14 protein-coding genes are annotated in these 23,800 nt (G+C 43.2%); 4 read left to right on the forward strand and 10 right to left on the reverse strand.

Translation table 11 applies throughout. From position 1 onward, the window contains the following. Positions 1-532 precede the first annotated feature (532 nt). The 3 genes from VRU48_RS09110 to VRU48_RS09120 all read left to right on the forward strand — a co-directional run bounded on the left by VRU48_RS09110 (position 533) and on the right by VRU48_RS09120 (position 4,557). The gene (locus VRU48_RS09110; protein WP_330107613.1) at positions 533-1,411 is read left to right on the forward strand and encodes an AraC family transcriptional regulator; all 879 of its coding nucleotides are present in this window, start codon (positions 533-535) and stop codon (positions 1,409-1,411) included. Positions 1,412-1,565: 154 nt separating this feature from the next. After that, the gene (locus tag VRU48_RS09115; RefSeq protein WP_330107614.1) at positions 1,566-3,722 is read left to right on the forward strand and encodes an alpha-galactosidase; all 2,157 of its coding nucleotides are present in this window, start codon (positions 1,566-1,568) and stop codon (positions 3,720-3,722) included. A gap of 4 nt (positions 3,723-3,726) precedes the next feature. Then, complete coding sequence (locus tag VRU48_RS09120; RefSeq protein WP_330107615.1) at positions 3,727-4,557, forward strand: SMP-30/gluconolactonase/LRE family protein; 831 nt, start codon at positions 3,727-3,729, stop codon at positions 4,555-4,557. Between the two features lie 74 nt (positions 4,558-4,631). On the opposite strand, the gene VRU48_RS09125 is transcribed toward VRU48_RS09120, so the two are convergent. The 3 genes from VRU48_RS09125 to VRU48_RS09135 are packed head-to-tail and all read right to left on the reverse strand — an operon-like array spanning position 4,632 to position 8,703. Beyond that, positions 4,632-5,513 carry a heparin lyase I family protein gene (locus VRU48_RS09125; protein ID WP_330107616.1) on the reverse strand — a complete coding sequence of 294 codons (882 nt, stop codon included), beginning with the start codon at positions 5,511-5,513 and terminating at the stop codon, positions 4,632-4,634. After that, positions 5,513-7,558, reverse strand: a complete 2,046-nt coding sequence (locus tag VRU48_RS09130; RefSeq protein ID WP_330107617.1) for a glucosidase family protein — start codon at positions 7,556-7,558, stop codon at positions 5,513-5,515. Before VRU48_RS09130 ends, VRU48_RS09125 begins: the two co-directional genes overlap by 1 nt. Before the next feature lie 14 nt (positions 7,559-7,572). Then, complete coding sequence (locus VRU48_RS09135; RefSeq protein WP_330107618.1) at positions 7,573-8,703, reverse strand: glycoside hydrolase family 88/105 protein; 1,131 nt, start codon at positions 8,701-8,703, stop codon at positions 7,573-7,575. Positions 8,704-8,932: 229 nt separating this feature from the next. Between VRU48_RS09135 and VRU48_RS09140 the strand changes: the two genes are divergently transcribed. Then, positions 8,933-10,447 (forward strand): hypothetical protein, encoded by a 1,515-nt coding sequence (locus tag VRU48_RS09140; RefSeq protein ID WP_330107619.1) that lies wholly within the window; start codon positions 8,933-8,935, stop codon positions 10,445-10,447. Between the two features lie 278 nt (positions 10,448-10,725). Here the strand turns inward: VRU48_RS09140 and VRU48_RS09145 are convergent, their stop codons facing one another. The 7 genes from VRU48_RS09145 to VRU48_RS09175 form a co-directional block, all read right to left on the reverse strand. Next, on the reverse strand, positions 10,726-12,165 hold the full coding sequence (locus tag VRU48_RS09145; RefSeq protein WP_330107620.1) for an alpha-L-fucosidase: 1,440 nt from the start codon (positions 12,163-12,165) through the stop codon (positions 10,726-10,728). 20 nt (positions 12,166-12,185) lie between these two features. Beyond that, positions 12,186-13,385, reverse strand: coding sequence for a glycoside hydrolase family 88 protein (locus tag VRU48_RS09150; protein WP_330107760.1), 1,200 nt, complete (start codon positions 13,383-13,385; stop codon positions 12,186-12,188). Positions 13,386-13,387: 2 nt separating this feature from the next. Beyond that, on the reverse strand, positions 13,388-15,253 hold the full coding sequence (locus tag VRU48_RS09155; RefSeq protein WP_330107621.1) for an alpha-L-fucosidase: 1,866 nt from the start codon (positions 15,251-15,253) through the stop codon (positions 13,388-13,390). A 2-nt stretch (positions 15,254-15,255) separates the two neighbouring features. Next, a complete protein-coding gene (locus VRU48_RS09160) occupies positions 15,256-17,418 on the reverse strand; it encodes a glycoside hydrolase family 31 protein (protein ID WP_330107622.1) in 2,163 nt (720 codons plus the stop codon). 542 nt (positions 17,419-17,960) lie between these two features. Then, entirely contained in the window at positions 17,961-20,531 is a 2,571-nt protein-coding gene (locus tag VRU48_RS09165; protein WP_330107623.1) for a glycoside hydrolase family 95 protein, read from the reverse strand. A 2-nt stretch (positions 20,532-20,533) separates the two neighbouring features. Further along, a complete protein-coding gene (locus tag VRU48_RS09170; protein ID WP_330107624.1) occupies positions 20,534-23,002 on the reverse strand; it encodes a glycoside hydrolase family 95 protein in 2,469 nt (822 codons plus the stop codon). Between the two features lie 108 nt (positions 23,003-23,110). Then, entirely contained in the window at positions 23,111-23,776 is a 666-nt protein-coding gene (locus VRU48_RS09175; protein ID WP_330107625.1) for an outer membrane beta-barrel protein, read from the reverse strand. Positions 23,777-23,800: the final 24 nt, after the last annotated feature.

Here is a 23,800-nt window from a genome sequence, read left to right on the forward strand (position 1 = left end):
CTCAGGCTCTGAACCTGGTAAGGGTTCCTATGATTTGGTCAATACTAAAGAACGAATCATTGGGGATTTAAAATTTGCTTAGATTATCCAATTTATCAGCAATATTGGCGCAAACATTAAACTATTGTACAATTATTTCAAACGTTTGAAATGTCATTTCAGTGGATATTATCGAAATAAACGCCATTATGAAATCTTTCTTCCGTTTTCCTTTTTTATTTTTCATTATCGATAGCTATTTCTAAACAGCAACAGAATGGCTTATTGAAATGGTTTACTGATCATAAATCAAAAACCACCATTAACCGACCAACTAAAACTGAGATGAACTGTACAGCTGAACCACAAGCCAGGTCACTTGATGACCAAAATCTTATGACAGGCTATGCTAAAGGCGATTTTTTTGCTAAAGCCTACAAAGAAAATATAATTTTTGCGATTTATATTTTATGCCGACAAAGCGTATTGTTCTGATTTTTCACATTTAGCTGCAGCGTCTATTTATTTGACCAACCTATAAACCATCCCTAATATGAAACCGCAATTATTAAAAGTTTCAACGGGTCCTTCGCAATCTTTCAGTGTGCGGAGAGACCTAGTTCCACACATGAACAACAAGTGGCATTACCATCCGGAAGTAGAGCTCATCCATCTAAAAAAAGGATATGGAACACAATTTATTGGAGACAGCATCAAGACCTTTAGATCGGGAGACATTGTATTGGTAGGTGCTCATTTAGCACATTATTGGAGATTTGACGACGCCTATTTTAAAGACGAATCGAAACTATCGGCAGACGTTAGAGTTGCCCATTTCAGTGAAAATTTTTGGGGCGATCAATTTCTTAACCTTCCCGAGAACAAAGCAATCAAAATTCTGCTAGAAAATAGCAGAAGAGGCCTACAAGTAAACGGGAAAATAAAAACAAAAGTTGCCGATCTCCTGGAACAAATGCTCATTGCCGAAGGCCCTCAAAGGATTACTTTATTAATGGAAGCACTTTCTTTGATTGCTAATTGCAACCAAACAGCAAAGCTTTCGTCAATTGGCTTTAAACAGTCTTATGACGAATCTGAAAACATGAGGATCAATGCGATTTACAATTATACGTTGGAGCATTTTAGAAGAAAAATTCATTTGGAAGAAATTGCCAATGTAGCGGTAATCAGTCCTAATTCTTTCTGCAGGTACTTTAAATCAAAAACACGTAAAACCTATTCAAGATTCCTTACCGAAATAAAAGTAGGACATGCCTGCAAGCTGTTGATCGAAAACAAGCTTAACATTAAACAGCTCTGCTATGAAAGTGGATTTAACAACCTAGCTAGCTTTCACAAATACTTTAAAATAACTACAGGCAAAAGTCCAATAAGCTACCAGAAAGAATACATTTCAAATCATAGTAGCTAAAGCCAGCTCATGATTTCTTTTAAAAGCAACCCTTAAAGGTTGCTTTTTTATTCTTTGCCTCAAACTTACGCCTGCCATTGGCTCAATGTTATCAGTTGTACCAAATAGCTTGTTGATAAACATAATCTAAATATCCCTAGCAACTACCCATCCTATGAATCTTAAAATTATTCTCTTTACGTTTTTCTTACTCTGTTCTTCAGCTTTATGGGCACAGAACCGTAATACTATTATCATCGAAACCCAAAATACCAACCTCGTGTTTACTGCCGAAGCGGGCGGAAAATTATTTCAGTCTTATTTTGGAAAAACACAAGCAAAGGACAGCTATACCAAATTAAAAAAAGGCCCGGAAGCCTATATTGGAGCCGGTATGGAAGATGTATTTGAACCTGCTATCCGTGTTGTTCATGCAGATGGAAATCCTTCTTTAGATTTACGTTTCAATAAAACCATAACCAAGAAACTTGATAACGACATTACCCAAACCGACATTTATCTAAAAGATCCGGTTTATCAAACCGAGGTGATACTCCATTTTAAAGCCTTCTTTAAAGAGGATGTGCTAAGTAGTTCCTCAACCATTATCAATAAAGAAAAAGGAAGCATTGCACTAACTAATTATGCATCTTCGATGTTGCATTTTGATGCCGATAACTATTACCTTACCCAATTTCATGGTGATTATGCACGCGAAATGGACATGCAGGAAAGCAAGCTGACCAGTGGCATTAAAATTATTGACAGTAAGTTAGGCAGCAGAACGAATATGTACCAAACTCCCGTTTTTCTTTTATCGCCCAATCAAACGGCTACAGAAACCAGTGGCGAGGTAATCGCCGGAACAATAGCCTGGACAGGAAATTTTCAGTTTTTATTTGAGCTCGACAGAAGTAATAAGCTCAGACTAATAACTGGAATTAACCCTTATGCCTCTAGTTTAACCTTAAAGAAAGATGAACAATTTCCAACACCAGAATTCATCTTTACCTATAGTGATATCGGCAAGGGAAAAGCTAGCAGAAGCCTCCATAATTGGGCACGTAATTATGGCGTTTTGGATGGTACTAAATCCAGAATGATTTTATTAAATAATTGGGAAGCTACACATGTAAAATTTGATCAGGAGAAGTTGGTAGAACTGTTTGATGGCTCTAAAAAGCTAGGGTTAGATTTATTTTTATTAGATGATGGCTGGTTTGGCAATAAATATGCAAGAAACGATGATAAAACCGGCTTGGGCGACTGGCAGGAAGATGTTAAAAAACTTCCTGATGGGATAGGCTACCTGGTAAAGGAGGCTACCAAAAAAGGAATTAAGTTTGGGATATGGCTAGAACCAGAAATGATCAGCCCTAAAAGCGAATTGTACGAAAAGCATCCTGATTGGGTTTTAAAGTTACCAAACCGGGCAGAAAATTATCAACGTAATCAGTTGATATTAGACTTGATCAACCCCAATGTTCAAGATTTTATATTCAACTTAGTAGATCAGATGATGACCAAGAACCCAGATTTGGCCTATATTAAATGGGACAACAACCGTTTCATGACCAATGCCTATTCGCCTTACCTAGGCAAGGACCAGTCGCGGATGTTTATTGACTATACCTTGAGCTTCTACAAAGTGATGCAGCGAATCAGAGCAAAATATCCACATTTGCCTATTATGCTCTGTGCAGGCGGTGGCGGCCGAACAGATTATGGGGCACTTCAATATTTCGATTCTTTTTGGCCAAGCGATAATACAGATGCTGCAGAAAGAGTATTTATTCAATGGGGCTATTCGCACTTCTTTCCCTCAAACACAATCTCAAGCCACGTTACATCTATGGGCAAGCAAACGCTCAAATTCAGAACCGATGTAGCCATGATGGACAAACTGGGCTATGATATCAGTGTAGATAAAATGACGCCTGAAGAAATTACATTTAGCAGTACCGCCGTAGCCAATTATAACCGGCTAAGCAAAATAATTTGGTTTGGAGATTTGTATCGACTAATATCGCCTTATGATGAGGATAGAGCTGTATTAATGTATACTGATTCGACAAAAAATAAGGCTGTTTTATTTAGTTACAATTTGGCATTGAGAAAAAAACAGCTATTCGGTCCCGTAAAACTCCAAGGCTTAGATCCTGATAAAGAGTATAGCATTAAAGAAATAAATTTAATACCTGGAAATGCAGCAGAGAGTCCCGAAGACGGCAAGCTGTATACCGGCAATTATTTAATGAATATTGGCCTGAATGTAGCTCCTGCTAAATTAAGGCCCTACAGTAGTATTATTTTAGAAATTACAAGCAAATAGATCAATGAAACGAATTATTTTTTTAGCCCTTTGCCTTGCAATTGGAGGCAATAGTCAAGCCCAAAACAAACACCAGCTGGTTAAGCTTTGGCAAACCGACAGTGTAATAGCCGTTCCAGAATCGGTACTGATCGATTATAAAGAAAAGCTCTTGTATGTGTCCGAAATCGGACCTGGCAATGCTTCGGCATTCGACCAAAACGGTGGAGTTGGCAAGTTATCCATGGACGGAAAACCTATTGATTTGAATTGGATTACAGGGTTACACTCGCCAAAAGGGCTGGCCAGAATAGGAAACGAATTGTATGTTGCCGATTTAACCGAATTGGTGGTGATTGACATTAAAAAAGGAAAAATCATTAAAAAATATCCTGTAGAAGGCGCTGGCATGCTCAACGATGTAACGGCAAGTGATAAAGGCGTAATTTATTTTTCTGATTCGAGGACCAAGAAAATCCATCAGGTTGTTAACCAGCAACTGAGTACCTATATGGAAAACGTAGCTGGGGTAAACGGCTTAAAAGCCATTGGTGATGAATTATATATTTTAGGCGGAAAAAGGTTTTTTAAGGTCGATGCCCATAAAAAGGAAACCGATATTGCGCAACTGCCTCAAGGTGGCGATGGCCTGGAACCCATTGGCAATGGCGATTTTTTGGCCACCAGCTGGGGAGGCTATATCTTTTATGTAAGCAAGGATGGTAAGGTAGAAACTTTGTTAGACAGTCACGAGCCCAGGGTAAACACCGCTGATTTAGCTTACGATCAGGCCAAGAAAATACTTTATGTGCCTTCTTTTTACAATAAAATCATCACTGCTTACCAATTGAAATAAGTTTGATTAATAGTTGATAAGCGATATTGCGGAGGGAATGAGCGTATTTCAAGGCTTTAATACGCTCACCTTCCCTATTGGCAAACGGCGTCTCCTTCTGCAATACAGAAATCGGCGAACCTAACCGCTTCGTCCCTTAAATAAGAAGTATTATTTAGGCTTCGGTAAATTCCCCACTTTGGCCTGCAAAAGGTGGTTCCTGTACGCCATAAATCGATGTTGCTATTGGAATAGGTTAACAGCACTGCACCATCGCTTACCTTTTTAATGGTGATGTCGAAAGTGCCATTGGTTCCGTATTTGATCTTTTCGGTTACCTCAACCCAGTTGCCCTTAAACGGAGCCAAGTCTACTGTTTTAACTTTGCCTAAAGAAGTGGCCGATGTACCCGCCGTGTGAATAATTTCGAGCTTATCGGGCGTACCATATCTTGGGCTAATGGTAATGAGCGGCGAACCATCATCGCCATCTCCGGCCTTGATTTGGTGAATATGCGTAAAACTTGGCGAGGGCTTAAAACCTGCATCCAACTTAAACTTCCATCTGTAGGTTACGGTTTCGTCTATGGTTCCCTTGAGGTTATCTGGCGATGGGCCATAGGTTTTGATTTCGTTTCTTTGCCTGTCTGTTGATCCATTGCAACGGTCGTCGTCTGGTGTAACGTGGATATAAAATTCGAATACGTTTTTCTTCAAAACATCATCATAAACTTCGGCAATATGACGACCAAAAGCCGTGTGTCCACAATCGGGGGTTTCTTCGGCTGTGCCTCCAAACTTGCTGTTGATCAGTTCATAGGTATTGCCCGGGCCATCCGCCTGCAACATTACACCCAGTTTTGGTGCAACGGCTGGCGGTTCTATTTCTTTATTTTCTACAGGCTGGCTGGCTTTTTTACAATAGAGGATTGAAAACGTAGTTAAAACCAGAAACGATAACAATAATTTATCCTTCATTACAATGTGATTTTACAGGTTGCACCTTCATTAATTACATAGGTTTTGGTCTGTTTGCCGGCTTGGGCAATGCTGATCTTTAGTTTATTACCAGTGGCTCTTTCTACCAATAAATCAAACTGGCTTCCAAATGCATTGATTTTATTCAGGGCCATCTGGTTCCAGTCTTTTGGCAAACGCGGCGTACAATCGAAAGTGTTAAATCCGGTTGGACGCATGCCAAAAAGACCTTCGGTATAAATGCGGCAATACAAACCACTTTCGGCAGCAAGGTGTCTTTGATTGCCTTCTGGATAAGCTTCAACCGCATAAGGCACATGTTCGCCCAGCAAGCGTCTTTGCGAATAATACTTCAAGAAATCCATTGCTTTTTCTGTTTCGCCAGCAGCAAAAACGCCACGCAAGGCATAAAGCGTAGAACGATCCCAAAAAGTGATTTTACCCGCTTCGGTTGCCAAACCATCTGCTGTCCACAATCTTGGCGAGAACAAAGCATCGATGGTTCCTTTTTTGCGATCGTAAATGCCAACGGTTAAAGGCAGGCAAATCCAGGCCCTCAAGGTAGTATTGGTTTCGTAATATTTGTAGGTATCAAAACCTTCTACATTGGCACCGAAATACTTTTCCATGTTTGCCCTTAACTCATCGGCTTGCTTGGTATAAGTATCCGTTTGACTTTTCGGTTTGCCCAACAATTTGCCCAACAAGGCGGCAGAGCGAAGTGCATCATAATATAGGCTGTTGGTTGATAAATTAGCTTTTCCGGCCGGAAACCTGTTTTCCAATTCATCACTATCAGAATTGGCTACGCCTTCGGCATTGAGCTTTCTGTGACTATACTCCAAACACCACTCGATTAAAGGCCACAGCACCTTGGCCGAATCGATGTTGCCATAAGTTAAGGCATAACGAGAAGCCCCATAGGCAATCATGGCCTGATCTCCCCTGTCGCCAGCGCCCTTCCAAACCGCATCGCCCTCGGCAACAATCGAACTCGGAATAGGCTTGTAATCGGCATTCATGTATTTGGCAAACCAACGATAAGCATTCATCGCCGATTGGTTGCCCACTTCATCGCCCAAAAAGGCAAAAAACGGATTTACATATTCGGCTTGGTCATTGGCCCAAATGGCGGCATAATAAGACAATCCGCCCGGTCCGTGCAAGTAGCCGCCTTTTGTTTTATAAATGCTTTCGGTTGCCCTTATTTTTGCGAAATCGAAGGTGGTATTTAAAACCTTATCTGGAGTTACCAATTGTAGCCTATCCATCAAACCGGTAACGCGTTTCATTCTTGCCGCTTCTTCTGCATCGGCATCGATATTTAGCTTCTCCGTTGGGTTATCTGTAGCCAAATAGTAAACCGTAAAAGTGACAGATTTGCCCGGCGCCACCACTTTGCTGCCAGCGCCAATGGTACCCGTAATAATGCTATGTTGCTTGTTTTTGCTCCTGAGGCTATCTGTACGGATTTCCTTCCTCAGGTATTCCATAGCGAAGCTTACGTCTTTATCGGTTACATTGGTAAAGGTAAACTTCTCTAAAGCCATTGGCTGGTTTACCGATGGATAAAACTTGCGTTGGATCTTTGCCAAAACCGGTGTTCCCGGTTCGGCATTCACCGTCATTACGCCTTTTTGGCTGATGTCTGTAATCGTGTACGATAAATCGCCAGATTTGCCGCTTTTGGCCAAATTGGTTTTCAGCAACCTATTGTTGATGTAGAAACGGGGCAAATCGTTATCAGTGAAACTATAAGAGATATGTGACCTTGTGGCATCGGGCAACATCCTAAAGGTTGGGAATACAATGGTTCTGCTGATGTTTGACCTGCCTGCACTGTCTACGCCATACTCAACCCACATAGATACCTTTTCGCCGCTCATTTCGATATGATCGGTATGAGGCAATCTTTTGTCCAGTTTCCAATTGATGCTGCCATCGGGCTGGATAGTCCACCGGTCTTGTTGTGGCGTTAATTTAACTTGGGCAGTACCAGAAAAGCCTAAAAGCAGAGCAAGGGAAAGAATAACTAATGATCTCATTTTCGAATATCGGATTAATTGCTGATTAATGCTGCTGCCGTCCATAAAATTGGTGCCTGTCCGTGCAAATCGCCCACTACCCTTTTTCTATCTAAATAATATTGTTTGTCGTTTTTCTTGTTGGTGCCTTCGCATACTTCTTTGATATCGGCATTTTCGTCGATATAAGAAACCAAACCCAACCATGCTTTGCGCGCCGCAGGCATATAAGCTTTTTTGTCCAGCCAGCCTTTTTTAACACCTACTACCATGGCATAGGTAAACATTCCTGTCGATGAACTTTCTTCCCACGAACCAGGTTCATCGATTAATTGTCGCCATAAGCCCGATGGTGCCTGGTATTTCAACAGCGAGGCCATCATGGTTTTGTAGCCCTTCATAATGCGGGCACGATCTGGATTGTTTTCTGGCAACGAACTCAAGATTTCGGCCATACCGGCAGCCATCCAGCCATCGCCCCTGCCCCAAAAGTAAGGTACATCGGGCGCATGGTAGAACAAGCCGTTTGGTTTTTGTAATGAATCAAGGTATAGTACCATCTCTTTGGCTGCCCTGTTGATGTATTTTACATCGCCAGTAGCCCTGTAGGCCTGGGTCTGCAAAGCGGTGATCATAAACATATCGTCAATCCACATACGTGTATGCCATGAGTAGCCCTTTTCGAAGGCTTCTAGCTGTTCTGGTTTTACTTTCACTCCAGCATCTGGCTTGGCCCATTGTTTATCGGCAATGCCCTGGCCTAATTCTAAATACCTTTTATCTTTTGTTTGGATATATAATTGCAAAGGCACCGATCCAAATACGGCCCAATCCACATTGGTTACCGGGGGTACCATTTTGGCTTCGGTAGTAAATACAGGTTCGAACCTTTTGATCAGATCGTCTTTCAAGGCTTCATCGTTAGTAGCTTTCGAAAATTTTAATGCACCATACCAGGTACAGCTTTCTGGATAGGTAAAAACCGATGGCGGTGTTGGCCTATTAAAATTGGTATGTGGCGTAGCTACGAACCTTGCGGCTACTCGCTTGCCCACTTCTTGTGGCGAAGCGCCTTTGGGCCATGAGGTTAAATTTGCGGTTTGAGCAAAGCTGATGCCTGAGCAGGCCAATATTAGTCCGAAGATTACAAGAATAAATCTTTTCATGTTTGTTGTGATTTGGTTAATGCAATAAACAAAAATTGCCTGTGCCGATTGTTTATCGGATTGGCTACTCAATCAGCAATTTTAGCATCAAAAGCATTGGAGCGACGAAAGGAATGTACATGCGATTGAATTTGCTAAATCTCAAGGGTAAAATTACATACGCATTTGCCAATATTTAATAACTATTTAAGATGAGTTCTGGCTACATTTAGTTTTAGCCTATTTAATCATGATCAAGAACATTTTATTTTTAAGTACTGCCCTTTTTGTATGCCTATCGATTAAAACGGTGGTAAAAAAACTGGAAGAATCGAAATACATCAGGGTAAATGCCGATGGCTCCTTAAAGTACCTTCCCGATGCAAAGGGGAATACCATTCCCGATTTTAGCCATGTGGGTTATCATCAGGGCGATAAAGCTATTCCAGCTGTAACCGTGGTAAAAACCGTTAGCGCAAACGAAAGCGGAGATAGTGGGCAGTTGTTGCAAAATGCGATAGACGAGGTGTCTCAAATGCCTTTAAAAGACGGCTTTCGCGGTGCGATCCTGCTCAAAAAGGGCACCTATAAAATTGCGGGCACTTTGCACATCAACAAAAGCGGCATCGTATTAAGGGGCGAAGGAGAAAATGCTACCAAACTGATTGCCACTGGCAAAGGCCAAAGGTCCTTGGTTGTTTTTGGTGGCGACGGGGCCTTGAGCGCAATCAAAGGTACCAGGGTGCAGGTAGCCGATCAATTCGTACCTGTTGGCACTTTTTCGCTTACGCTAACTGATGCGAGCAAATTTAAGGTGGGCGATAATATTGTAGTATACAGACCGGGTACCGATCAGTGGATCAAAGACCTGAAAATGGACCAGATTGAAGCCCGCGATGGCACCAAGCAATGGCAGGCCAAAGAATACAACCTAGAATTCGAAAGGCGCATTATCAAGATAGAAGGCCATAAAATTACGCTCGACAATCCGATAGTGATGGAAATGGAGCAAAAATATGGAGGTGCCGAAGTTTACAAAGCTTCTTTTGAGGGCAGAATAAACGAAGTGGGCATCGAAAATATATACCTCGAATCTGAATATGCCAATGATACCGACGAAGACCATGGCTGGGTTGGGGTAGAATACAGCAAAGTTCAGGATGGCTGGGCGAAAAACATTACCACCAAGTATTTCGGTTATGCGGCCGTGAGCATTAAGGCCACTTCGAAACAAATTACGGTTAAAGATTCGAAGTGTTTAGATGCCAAATCGGTAATTACTGGTGGGAGAAGGTATTCGTTTAACAATGATGGACAGTTGAATTTGTTCATGAATTTAGAATCGACCGATGCAAGGCACGATTACGTAACCGGATCGAAAACCTTGGGGCCGAATGTTTTTACGCAGTGCAAAGCGATCAGAACCCATGCAGACATTGGTCCGCACCACCGTTGGGCAGCAGGAACCTTGTACGACAACATTCAAACCGATGGCGAAATCAATGTGCAGGATCGTGGCAACTGGGGCAGCGGACATGGTTGGGCCGGCGTAACGCAGGTTTTATGGAACTGCAAGGTAAAAAGGGCAGCGGTACAAAGTCCTTGGGCAAATGGCCAGAACTACAGCTTTGGTACACAGGGCGACAAATACGATGGCCGGTTTAAAGGCAGGCCTGATGGTGTTTGGGAAAACCAGAACCAAACAGGTATTAAGCCAGCTTCGCTGTATTTGGCGCAACTACAAGACAGGCAGAAAAGGAATTAGTTTATTGGTTCATTAGTATGCTTAATCCTATACATGCCTACCGGCAGACTGGCGGCGCAACGATTTCGCAAAGAACAAAAGCTTCGTGGTCTTTTGTAGTTAGCTTAAAAAGAAACCCGCATTGCGTCCAGGATGGCGCGTAAAAAAGATGCCAAACAAGTGACGGAATCAAAAACGGAGGAAATGTTTGTTACTTTCCTCCGCTAACCCCTCCTACGAGGGAAACAGTATGATGCCTGTAAACTATGGTCTATCGACTAAAGACTATGGACCTTAACCTAATCAATCGCTCCTGTTTTCATTTTCTCTTTGCCACCTTCTCCAAACCAGGTTTGCATTTTGCCTTTTACTTCTAACTTGATTACGCTGGCTACTTCATTTGGTACGCTAGCAGGCAACTTGATCGTTACTTCGTCTGCAGTTTTATTAAAGTTTACCTTGTTTTTATTGTTCAGCAATTGTGCAGACACCACTTCGTTAGCTAATCCTTTAACCACCAATTCGCCGTTCTTAGGCCATTCGAATACCGACAAATACAAAGTGGTTGTACCATTCGCATGATCTTTTCTGGTTACCCTGCCCCAGGTTTGCGTTGGAATTGGGCTAGCTTGCGTAGCATAAATCGCTTCGCTGTATATTTTCATCCAGGCACCCAAATCTTTTAAGCGCTCTACACTGGCTTCTGGGAAAGAACCATCAGGTTTTGGACCTACGTTTAACAAATAGTTTCCTCCTTTTGAGGCAATGTCTATCAGGTTGTGAATCAACGTAGGTGACGATTTCCATTTTGTATCCGAATTTCTAAAGCCCCAAGTACCGTTCATGGTCATACAGGTTTCCCAATCCTTGCCGTCTAGTTCGCTCAAGTTTGGTATTTTTTGTTCGGGTGTTTTGGTATCACCCGGAAAGTTGGGGCGTTTTAACCTATCGTTGGTAATGATGTTAGGTTGCAACTTTAATTGGTCCTGTAGTTTTTTGGCGGCTTCGTCCGTCATATTGGTTGGCGTGTCCCACCATAAAACGGCCACATCACCATAATTGCTCATCAATTCTTTTACCTGCGGTACAGCAACGCGATCTATATACTGATCAAAAGTTGAAGTTTCTTGCGCAGGATCCCAATGGCCTTTATGCGCTTCGGTATAAGCATTGATTTTGGTGCTGTCTGGATTTGGCCAACCTTCGGCCATTACCTTTCTGGCTACTGCACCACCCGCATTGCCCCAATCTTGGGCTTGCGAGTAATAAAATCCTAACCTGATGCCATATTTCTTACAAGCGGCGGCCAAAGGCTTTAGCAAGTCTTTTTTATAAGCTGTAGCGTCTGTAATATCCCAATCGCTTGCTTTCGAATCAAACAGGGCAAAACCATCATGGTGCTTGGCGGTAATGATCATGTATTTCATGCCGGCATCTTTAGCCATTCTTACCCATTCATCGGCATTAAATTTTACCGGGTTAAATTGTTTGGCCATTGCTTTATATTCGGCAACTGGCACTTTCATGCGGTTCATGATCCACTCTGCCCCGCCCCTGGCCTGTTGATGGCCATTGTACTCGCCGGCCATTTGTGCATATACGCCAAAGTGGATAAACATACCGAAGCGGGCTTCGCGCCACCACTCCATTTTTTGGTCGTGGGCAGTTTTTTGCTGCGCATGGCTGAAGCTGTAAAAGCAGCTGAGAACAGTGACAAGAAATAGAAATTTAACACGCATGATGATAATATTTTAAAGGTTTAATAGGTTTTTGTTTTGTAGTTTTTGTAGCGTAATAAGGCTTCGAGGTAATAATAATCGCCATAGCTTAAAGGCACGTCAACCTCGCTGTTCGATGGTTTCGAACCTGTGCTGTGCAACAGGATAAATCCTTTGGCCGTGCCTGCAGGCGCGAGGTATTGCGTGCTTAGGCTATTCAAAATCCGATTGGCTTTCTGGTAGTAATCCTTGCCCTGTTTGCTGTACTTACTCAATTCGTATAAGCCTGAAGCAATGACCGCAGCGGCCGAGGCATCTCTAGGTTCGTTAGGAATTTGAGGTGCATCGAAATCCCAGTAAGGCACCAAATCTTTGGGCATGTGTGGGTTATCGAAGATGAACTTGGCAATATTTTCAGCCTGCTTTAAATAAGCTGGATTCTTGGTATAGCGATAGCACATGGTATAGCCATACAGGCCCCATGCCTGCCCACGGGCCCAAGCCGACGAATTGCTGTAACCTTGGTGTGTTGTTTTTTTCAATATGGCACCGGTTTGCGGATCGTAATCTACCACGTGGTAAGAACTGTAATCGGGGCGGAAATGATTCTTCATAGTCGTATTGGCATGGCTCACCGCAATTTTATAGAAAGACGAATCACCTGTTAGTTTGGTCGCTTCGAACAACAGCTCCAAGTTCATCATGTTATCGATAATCACCGGGTTTACCCATTTATCACGGCTATGATCCCATGATAAGATGACGCCGGTTTTAGGATTGAAACGGGTAGCCAGGGTTTTGGCCGATTGGATGATCACTTCCTTATCGTGCGCGTCGTTCGTTAACCTAAAGGCATTGCCTACGCTGCAAAAAACCTTGAAACCCATGTCGTGTGTGGTGCCATTGGTTTTTTCTTTCTCCATGAAAGTGGTGAATTTTCTGGCAGCCGATTTCCATTGCTCGGTTTGATAATATTCATCCAAATACCAAAGCACGCCCGGAAAAAAGCCGCTTGTCCAATCTCTGGTAGCTACCAATTTCAGGTTCCCATTATCCAAAGTTCTTGGCGAAACCAGTTCTGGCTTACTTAGGTCTTTGGCTTTTTCTATCTCTTGCAACATTAATGTAGTTTGAGAGGCAGCCTGTGCAAATGCTTTGGGTACATCAACTTTTTGCGCATAAACAGCATGCTGTACGGCCAATAAAATAAGGGAACTCGCTAGGTATTTAATCGTCTTCATCATCAATTTATAGGAACCAATTGTACTTCTAAGAGTTTCATCAGTTCGGTTTTTGCCATGGTATTCGGAACTATGGCAATATGGTGTACACCTTTGTCTAACTGTACTTCGGTTACGCTTTGGGTAAGCACTACATTATTGCCAATCAGTACATCTTGTTTAATTTCTTGCTGGTCTATTTTAAAAACAAAGCTGCCTCCGCTGTCTTTGTTGGCCAAATATTTAAGAACAAGTTTAAATTTTTGTGGGGTACTTGTTCTGAAAGCCCATTGTACGGTTTGGTCTTTTTTGGTCCAGTTTTCTACATAATAGCGATCGGTTTTGCCATCGCCAAATTTAAAGCCTTTGCTTAATTCGGCATCGAAGGCCAAAAGCCTCGTTGGCGATACATTATTGGCTACATAACGTGTGCTGTCTGTTTTGATAGGGCCATTCAGCGCCAGCACAATTACAGTATTGGCCGTATCTGGTGCTTTGGCAGGCACATTGATATAGAAATCGGTATCGTTAATAGTTTGAGTAGCCAGTTTGGCTTTTTTAGAATCGGTGAGCAGATAGGCCTTATCAATTTTAGATTTTAAGCCACCTACATACAATTTTCCGTCTTTTGGCCAATTGAACACATGCAAATACAGGTTGTTTCCATTTTGGCTGGTTACCCCCCAGCTTTGCAGAGGCATTTTGCTTTGACGGGTTTTGTAAATGCTTTCCGAGTTTTTGGCTATCCATTTCTCAATACCACCTAAAATTTGCAGGTCCTTGCTATCGAAAGCGCCATCGCCTTTTGGCCCGATGTTTAACAGCAGGTTGCCATTTCTCGAGGCCGCTTTGGCCAACAACTGAATAAAAAAGCTGGCTGGTTTATGCGAATCGTCGTATTTACTGTAGCCGTATGATTCGTTGGTCGTTGGAATGGCTTCCCAATCTCCGTCTACTGGAAAAAATTCGGCAGGCCTATCGGCAGTGTTTTTATAATCGCCAAAGTTGGCGCTGGCATTTCTTACCAAGCGGCCGTTTACCACCACATTGGGATCGGTTTCCCGAATGGCTTTTAAAATTCTGATGTTCTCAGAAAGCGGCAATTTTTGAGGCGTATCAAACCATAAAATGTCTGGATGATATTTGGTGAGCAGTTCCTTGATTTGCGGAATTGCCTTCTCATCTACATATTTCACTGCTTTTGGCAATAATTCAGGATGCTCTACATACCAGTTTACCCCACCATACAAGCCTAAATCTCCTCCCGGATTTTTATATTCCCAGTCGTTGCCCGGTGCATTGGGATCCTCCCAATCGAAGGCATGCGAATAGTAAAACCCGAATTTCATGCCGTGCCTTTTCGCCGCAGCGGCCAACTCGGCCATCGGATCTCTTTTAAATGGGGTTTGATCCATGATATCGAAATTTGATACTTTCGTATCATACATCGCAAAGCCGTCATGGTGTTTGGCCGTGATGATAAAGTAATTCATTCCAGCTTTCTTGGCGTCTAAAATCCATTTATCGGCATCAAACAGTACCGGATTAAACTGATGGGCCACATCCAAATAGTCTTTTTTTGAAATCTTTTCCTTGCGCATCAGGTGTTCTGCATAGCCGCCTACTTTCTTGCCTTTCCATTCGCCCGCTGGCAAAGAATAAACGCCCCAGTGGATGAACATGCCAAATTTGGCATCGCGCCACCATTGAATGCGTTGTTCATGCGTTTTCATCGAGGCAGTCCACCAGGTATTTACCGCCTCATCAATTGCTTTTTGATCGCGGTTTTTAGATTGGTTGAACATCTCCTTATCCTCATCGCCATTTTGCGCCCAAGCCATCGGCGCTGCGAGCAGCAACAAGAAAACAATATTGAATAGCCTTTTCATGCTTATTTGGTCATAAATGTGAAACTTACCTTGCCAATATTATTCGGTTTGCCTTTTTCTGCAACGCCGATGCTTCCTTTTAATTGTCCGTTTGCAAGGCGTTCTATTTTTATTTTGCGCCACGACAGTTGCCCTTTTTCAAAATCGAAGGTTTCTCCATCGTCGTCGTATAAATTGTATTCGCCAGCTTTTTCACCGTAATGGCGGATTTCCAAATCTACTTTTTCACCCGGTTTTGGTGCATGTAATAAAGCTGGCATCATCGGGATAATCCCTCCGTCCTTTACGTAAACAGGTATTTTATCCAAGCCTGGTGTAACCGTAATTACTTGTCCATCGCCCACAAAGGCCCCAGTGTAAAAATCGTACCATTTTCCCTTTGGCAAAATCACTTTTCGTTGAGTTTGGCCGGTAAACATTGGCGCTACCAGCAGGTACTCGCCAGCCATATACTGGTCTTTGATTTCTTTTGAAGTAGCTTCTGCATAAGGGTTTTCTTCTAAATTGGCATTGGCTTTCTCAACCTTAGCCTCTTGTTTAAAGCCTTCTTCCAAGTTCATCGCCCTAAAAGGTGGCGTGCCTTCGAAATGGTATTTGGCAAATTCGGTATACCAATATGGCATCATTCGCATCCTTAAAAGCGCAAACTCTTTCACTTGTTTTTCCACATCGGGGTAGGTCCACGGCTTGGTGCCGCTAGCCCAGGCATTGATCATGGCCATAGGCGAAAAAACATTCGATTGAAACCTCCTCAACCATTCTTCTCCGGTTTTAGAAGCCCTAACTTCGGGGGTCCACAACACTCCAGCAAATCCGCTGTTAATGAGTGCAGTGATAAAATCTTCATGGTTATAGTAATCGTTGTAGATTACATAAGGAAATGAAGTCCCCCCGCCGTTAGATGCTCTTACCAAACCAAATGTACGCTTGTTCATATTTTTGAATAGGGCCGCTGAGTAGCGTTGCATAAGCAATCCGTAAGTTTGACGCATCTGCTCGGCACTGATCCCCGATGGGAAAGTGGCTACATCTGGCCATAAATAGTGATCGTAGCCATCAACTTCGTCAATTTTATAGCCACTAATGCCAATATCTACTTGGTCTTTTTTCAGTTGACCAAAGAAAAGCTCTTGGGCTTTGGGCATCGTAAAATCTGGAACAGCGCCCAGCCAAACGGTATGCGAACCTGTTAAAGGCCTAATTTCTTTATAAAATGGTGCATCTGGCGATACGTAAGGATTGATCCACAAATTGAGCCTAATGCCTTTGGCCAACATGCTTTTGGCAAAACTGGCTGGCTCGGCAAACCGGTTTTTATCCCAAGAGAAAGTACCCGGATAAGCCTTGCTCTGCCAGCCTGGCTCCAAGCCTACAAAATCTAAAGGGTAGCCTTTTTCTTCAAAACTGTTTACTTCTTTCTCTACATCGGCAGCTGTAGAGCGGGTCATTACGCGTTGTGTAAAGCCCAAGCCCCAACGCGGAGGCAGATAACCACCACCGTTAAAAAGGTTGTATCTTTTAATCGCAGCTAAAGTATTCGGACCACCAAACACATAAAATTCAACTCCTGCAGCGGGCACTAAAATTTCTACTTCATCGCCGTTGTTTCGAGACGACCAGCCTTTATCCGAGTTTCTGTCCTTAGGTGTCGGAAAATTGGGACTGTCTTTTCGCATGCCTGTACCTGTCCACACCTTAATGTACCTGGCCGAGTTGATGAAAACTCCATAACCATTTGACGACACATAAAAAGGGGTTGGTGCATGCGTACGCCCATTGTCCTTGCCTCCATAATGGTCTACATGCAGTTCTAGTATTTTGCCGCGTTGGTGTACGGTTTGAAAATTCAGTCCAAAGCCATACAACTGTTCGGTTTTATCTAACGGGATGCGCAGATAAGTTTTGCCATCGTTCAATTGCGCGATGATTGGCTGCTTTGCAAAAGGAAAAGGCACAGTGCCTAATTTGGCTAATGATTCGTGGTTGGGCTGAGCGCCTGATGCTTTGAGCAAATCGTAGGCTTCTGGCTTTCCAAATACGCCCTTCCATACGCCCGGCTCAATTTGCGTCCAGGTTATTTCTTGTGCCTTTGAATTAAAAATCGTTGCAAAAAAAAGCACAACACAGAGGATGATGCTTTTAGCTTTGGGTACAGGTTTATACATTTGGTTGGTCAATATAACAATAAGCAAGTAAAGGATTTTTAGCTGCTTTTCAATCCCTCTGCTATGCACTTTATTCAACTAAATTGGCATGTATTAAAGGCGAATTAAAGATATTGGGGGTATTTAGTTGAATTGTCATCCAACGATTTTTACCATTAAGAAATTAAGGCCATTAGCGCGTAGGCGAGTTCAAGCTTATTTTTCTTAATGCCTTAACGGTTCAAATGTTCTATTGGTGATTTTGTCATCCATAGCGAAGCAAAGCCTGCCTGTGGTAGGCAGGGAGATTACAACGACACAACAGTATACGAACGGCCTTTAAGCATATCGAAATCAATCACATAGCTTTTTGCCACAGGTAATTCCAACAGCTTGGCGTTGCCGTTTTGTTTAATCCAACGATTTTTACCATTAAGAAATTAAGGCCATTAGCACGTAGGCGAGTTCAAGCTTATTTTTCTTAATGCCTTAACGATTCAAATGTTCTATTGGTGGTTTTGTCATCTATAGCGAAGCCAAGCCTGCCTGTGGTAGGCAAGGGGTTACAACGGCACAACAGTATACGAACGGCCTTTAAGCGTATTGAAATCAATCACATAGCTTTTTGCCACAGGTAATTCCAGCAGCTTGGTATTGCCGTTTTGTTTAAATTCACCTGTTTTATGATCGGGGCTTAAGTTTGTTGCATTGTGCGATGCCGTTTCTACTATTTTTACTGGAAAGTTTGTCCTTAACCTGCAATTGCCGCCAATATTCGATGTAATTATGGCGTGGGTTAATTTATTGTCTTTCCAGTTGATGTTTACCGTAAAGTTGCCTCTGGCTTTAATGCCGTTAATAGAACCCATTGTCCATTCGTTAGGTAAGGCCGGCAATAAGTACAGTTCCCCATTGTGGCTTTGCAACAACATTTCGGTAATGCCAGCAGTAGCGCCAAAGTTGCCATCGATCTGAAATGGGGGATGCGCGTCGAACATATTGGGGTAAGTACCGCCCCCGCTCATTTGCACATTGGTTAATTGAGCCTGCGGGTTTGTAGGCGTAACGGGTTCGACGGTTTTGGCTGGATCGATTAAGGTTAAACCCGCTTTCAAAATCTTTAGCGAATGATCTCCATCCAACAACCTTGCCCACCAATTGATTTTCCAGGCCATAGACCAGCCCGTACTCACATCGCCCCTATAAATTAAGGATTGTTTGGCCGCTGCCGCCAATTCTGGTGTATTTAAGGGGTCGATTTGTTGACCAGGATATAAACCAAACAAATGCGACAAATGCCTGTGCGTATCTTTTGGGTTATCCAAATCATTAAACCATTCTTGCAATTGCCCATATTGTCCAATTTGGTAAGGGTATAATTTTGCTTTTGCTTTAACCAGCTTGGCAACAAATTCTTTATCGATATTTAGGGCTTCTGCAGCTGCAATGCAGTCGGCAAAAAGCTCTTTGATAATACTCATGTCCATCGTGCTGGCCATACTCATTTCGTAGTCTCTGCCGTTAACATTAAACACATTTTCGGGCGAAGTTGATGGATTGGTAACCAAATAACCATTTTTATCTTCAACCAGCCAATGGAGCATAAACTCAGCCGCACCTTTCATTAAAGGATAACTTTTCTCTTTTAAGAAAATTTTATCGCCGGTAAAAAGATAATGCTCGTACAAATGGGTACTCAGCCAAGCGCCCCCCATAGGCCAAGCCGACCAACGAGCTGCCGATTTAGGATCCCAATCATAGCCCCCACTCGGTGATGTTTTTGCCCAGATGTCGCTGTTGTGATGTACTACCCAACCTTGATTAATTCCATAATTTACTTTGGCCGTAACTGCTCCGTTTTTAGCCAACCGAGCAATAAAATCGAACAAAGGCTGGTGCAGTTCTGAGAGATTGGTATTTTCGGCCAGCCAATAATTCATCTGCGTATTGGCGTTTACCGTATAATTGCTTCCCCATGGTGGCTGCACGGCATCGTTCCAAATGCCTTGTAAATTGGTGGCTTGACCACCTTGTCGCGAGCTGGCAATCATCAAGTAGCGACCAAACTGATAATATAAGGTTTGCAAACCTTGGTCATTTCCGTTTTGCCCTTGTCTGGATAAGCGAATATTTGTAGGCAATTTAACCAATGCTGGGTCGGCCTGCAAGTTAAAACTTACCCTGTTGAAGAGTTTTTGATAATCGGCCAGATGTGCTGCTTTTAGCGTTGCGAAAGACTTGGCTTCCGCATTTTTCAAATTGGCTTTGGCCTCAATGGCGGGATCTACTCCTGCCAAGCCTGGCGATTTATCAAAACCATTGAAACTGGTGCCACTCGTCAAATAAATGGTTACAGCATTAGCTTTCGAAACCTTGATATCGCGGCCATTTGCGGTTACGCTTCCGCCCTCGTTTTTGAGCTTGAGATGCACCTCAAAATTCATCCCTTCCTTATCATCGTAAACAATTTGTTGGGGTTCGGTAGCCCGGTGTGCTACATGTTTCGGTGCTTTTCCTTTTAAAACCAAATAATTGGACTGCACCGCGGCGGTTTGATAGCGTAGTTTACTGGTTAGGCTCGTCGTAAAACTGATGGCATTTTGTTTATCGGCAGTTATCCTAATCGCCAGTACTTTATCAGGATAACTCACCAAAGTTTCGCGTTTGTAATTGATGCCGTTTATTTTATAGGTTACGGAATGAACTGCGGTATTTAAATCTAATGTTCTGTTGTAATTGGTAGTGGTCGAATCGCCTAAGCCGAAGTCTAGAAAAAGATCGGCCATGGTTAAATACCTTGCCGAATAGGTTCCCTGTAAATTCTGTTTCCATAAGGTGGCCGCTTTGCCATAATCGCCTTCAAAAATTGCCTTCCTCACTTGTGGCAAAGCTTCTACACCCTTCGGGTTATTTCCCGCATCGGGGTAGCCCGACCAAAGCGTAGCATTGTTCAACTGGATTCTTTCTCGATTTACCCTGCCAAAAACCATGGCTCCATTTTTACCATTTCCCAAGGCCAAGGCTTCTTCCCAGATTTTCGCGGGAGCGGTGTACCACAACTTTAAAGGTTCTTTTACTTGTGCAGTTGCCGAAAGCGCAAAGAAACTTAGGAAAAGGAAAATATATTTCTTCATGGTTAAAAGTTAAAGGTATAAGTTTTGCCTGCCACGGTTGGCAAATCGTAATCGGTTGAGGTTGGAATCACCACTTTGTTCAGCTTGGCTTCTGGCGAAATCAAAGGTGCTTTCACCCGAGGCATTTCATAAAAAGTATTTGGATTTTGGCCTTTGGCCTTTGCAAATTGGATTTTGCTTTTGTCGATTTGGCTATCGTTGAGGCGCAGCCTGCAGTTGCCCCCGAGCTTCGATTTGATTTGAAGCTGTGTAATTTTTTTGTCTTTCCATTTGATAGCGATTTCAAAACCGCCACGGGCAATCAGTCCGCTGATTTCACCAGCAGCCCATACATCTGGGAGTGCGGGCAAGAGGTAAACGGCTCCATCATGCGATTGCAACAACATTTCGGCAATGCCAGCGGTGCAGCCAAAATTGCCATCGATCTGAAACGGCGGATGCGCATCGAGCATATTCGGATAGGTGCCGCCACCTTTTACGTTCACGGTATCTAGGCGGCTTCCTACCAAACGCAATTGGTCTGTAATGAGTTTATAAGCGTGGTTGCCATCTAAAAAGCGGGCCCAAAGGTTTACCTTCCAGCCCATAGACCAGCCCGTAGCTGGATCGCCACGATAGATCAAAGACGTTTTAGCGGCATCGAACAATTCGGGCGTGCGGTTTGGCGAAATCTGATTGCTCGGATACACGCCATACAAATGCGATACGTGTCGATGCTTGTCGTTTACCCGATCCAAATCGGTTAGCCACTCCTGTAGCTGGTTATGTTTACCGATTTGCATTGGGGCCAGCCTTTCGATAGTTTGGCTTAGTTTTTTCCTGAAATCGGTATCGAGGCCGAGCAGTTCGCCTGCCCTTTTGGTTTTGCTGAACAGATCGAACAACAGCTGGTTATCCATGGTGGTACCAGCCGAAATAGAAACTCTTTTGCCCTCCACGTAGGTATTTTCGGGCGAAACTGATGGCGCCACCACCAGCCATTTGTGCGAAGGTTCTTCCTGCAAGATATCCAGGTAAAACTCGCAAGCACTTTTGAGGATGGGATAATAGTTCTTCAAGAAATTCTTGTCGCCAGTAAACTGGTAATGGTCCCACAGGTGCTGGCTCAGCCAATTGCCACCCATCGGCCACAAGCCCGGAAAAACGCGATCAACCGGACCAGTAATTCTAAATAAATCGGTATTGTGATGCGTAACCCAGCCTTTGGCACCGTACATTACTTTCGCAGTTTCTTGTCCAGTAACCGATAAATCTTGGAGCATTTTAAACAAGGGATCGTGTAGCTCGGTTAAATTGGTGACCTCTGCAGGCCAATAATTCATTTCGGTATTGATGTTGATGGTGTATTTGCTATCCCATGGGGGAAGCAACTTATCGTTCCAGATGCCTTGCAAGGTAGCGGGTTGCGTACCAGGCTGCGAACTCGAGATTAGCAAATAGCGCCCATACTGAAAATAAAGCGCCGCCAAATGAGCATCGTTCGATTGTGCAAATTTCAATATCCGTTCATCGGTTGGTTTATTCACCATGTCGGATAGACCTAAATTCAGCTTTACCCGATAAAAATATTTTTGATAAAAGGTAATGTGCTCCTTTAAAGCCTGATCATAATTTTTCAAGACGGCTTTAGCTAAAAAGCCAGCCGCTTTGGCAGAAGCATCGCCACTAATGTCGTTGTACTTTTTAAAGTTGGTGGCAATGGAAACATAAACGGTAGCCGAGTTGGCATTTTTAACTTCGTAAGTATTGTTTTTGGCCACCATCGTTCCACCCTGTGGCAATACTTTTACCTGCGATTCGAATTTGATCTGTCCCTTTTCGCCTTCGTGATCGGAGGTAATGCCACTTAAAACCAGTTTGCCTTTGCCGGTTTTTTGTTCGCTTTTTTGGGGCGAAACCATCGATGCCACAAAGGAAATCTGGCCGGGCTTGTTGGCGGTCAGCCTGATGATCATCACCTGATCAACAAAAGAAGAAAAGATTTCGCGCTTGTATTTTATGCCATTCAGTTCGTAGGTAACCGTAGCCAAGGCTTTTTCGATGTTCAGGTCGCGGTAATAATTCGTCGCTTTTTCATGGCCATCAAATTGCAAAAAAAGATCGCCTACGGTTTGGTACACCATGCCACTGTTCTTTTTAGGGAACATCTTTACATCGGCAATGGCCTGCGCTTCCTCAAATTTTCCTTCAAAAATGAGCTTCCTCAATTCGGGAATAGCGGTTCCCGATTCGGCGGTAATGTTTTGGTTGGGTCCACCAGACCACACGGTTTCTTCATTCAGTTGCAGCTGTTCTTTGGCCGGATTGCCAAATACCATGGCCCCCAACCGGCCATTGCCAATGGGCAGCGCTTCGTTCCAGTTGGCGGCAGGCAAGGTATACCACAATTTTAAGGTGGCATCGTTTTTTTGGGCTTGGACATTGACCCATAAACCTAGTCCTAAAACAGCAAATAAAATCCTTTTTAACATGTTGAATAATGGAGCTGAAAATTAATGAAAATAGCCGAACGGTTAATACAAAGGCCCCAGATCCCGGTAAAATCGGGATGCGAGGCCTTTGCATGGGTATATCAAATCCTAAAAAATATAACCTATCGAAAGGTTAACATTCCTGTTTTGCGATTTGAAACCTGGATTGTTGCTGATATTGGCCAAACCAAAGCCATAATTGAGGCTAAAATCGATTTTGTTTTTGAGCCTGAAGCCTGCTACAGCGTTCAAACCGTAGTCGAACTTATCTAACTGGTCTGGCTGATCTCCAAATGCGACACGTTCGGCACTTCCCCTTTTCATGTAGGTATTTCTTTTGTTGATTGACCTGATCCGGGCACTAACCGCATAAGCGGCATAGGCGCCACCACCGGCATAGGCCGTACCTAAGCTCAGTGTTTTGTTGTACAGCACATTAACTGGAAGTTCAAAATAATAAATATTCAGGTTGCGCTCGGTGGTGTACGGAACCGGCGAGCCGAAAGAAATGGTGTTGTGCTGCTCAACCGATTTGTTGCCCTTAACCGAAAACAAGAGGCCAGGCTGCAGGGTGGTAGCGGTACCGATCTTAATATTGGCAAAGCCCCCCAGCAAAAACTTGGCGCTGATTTTATATTCGGACCCTGGGCTAAACCCGGTTCTGGGCTGGAGCGATGGAAAATTGACCCCCATTTTAACCCCAAATTGAGTTTCTTGAGCCCATGCACCATGGCTAGCCATTAGCACAAGAAGCAGAAATAAAAGTTTTTTCATCAGTTTATAGTTTACTTTTAAAGT

It is taken from the genome of Pedobacter albus (assembly GCF_036324255.1).
Classification (GTDB): Bacteria; Bacteroidota; Bacteroidia; order Sphingobacteriales; family Sphingobacteriaceae; genus Pedobacter; species Pedobacter albus.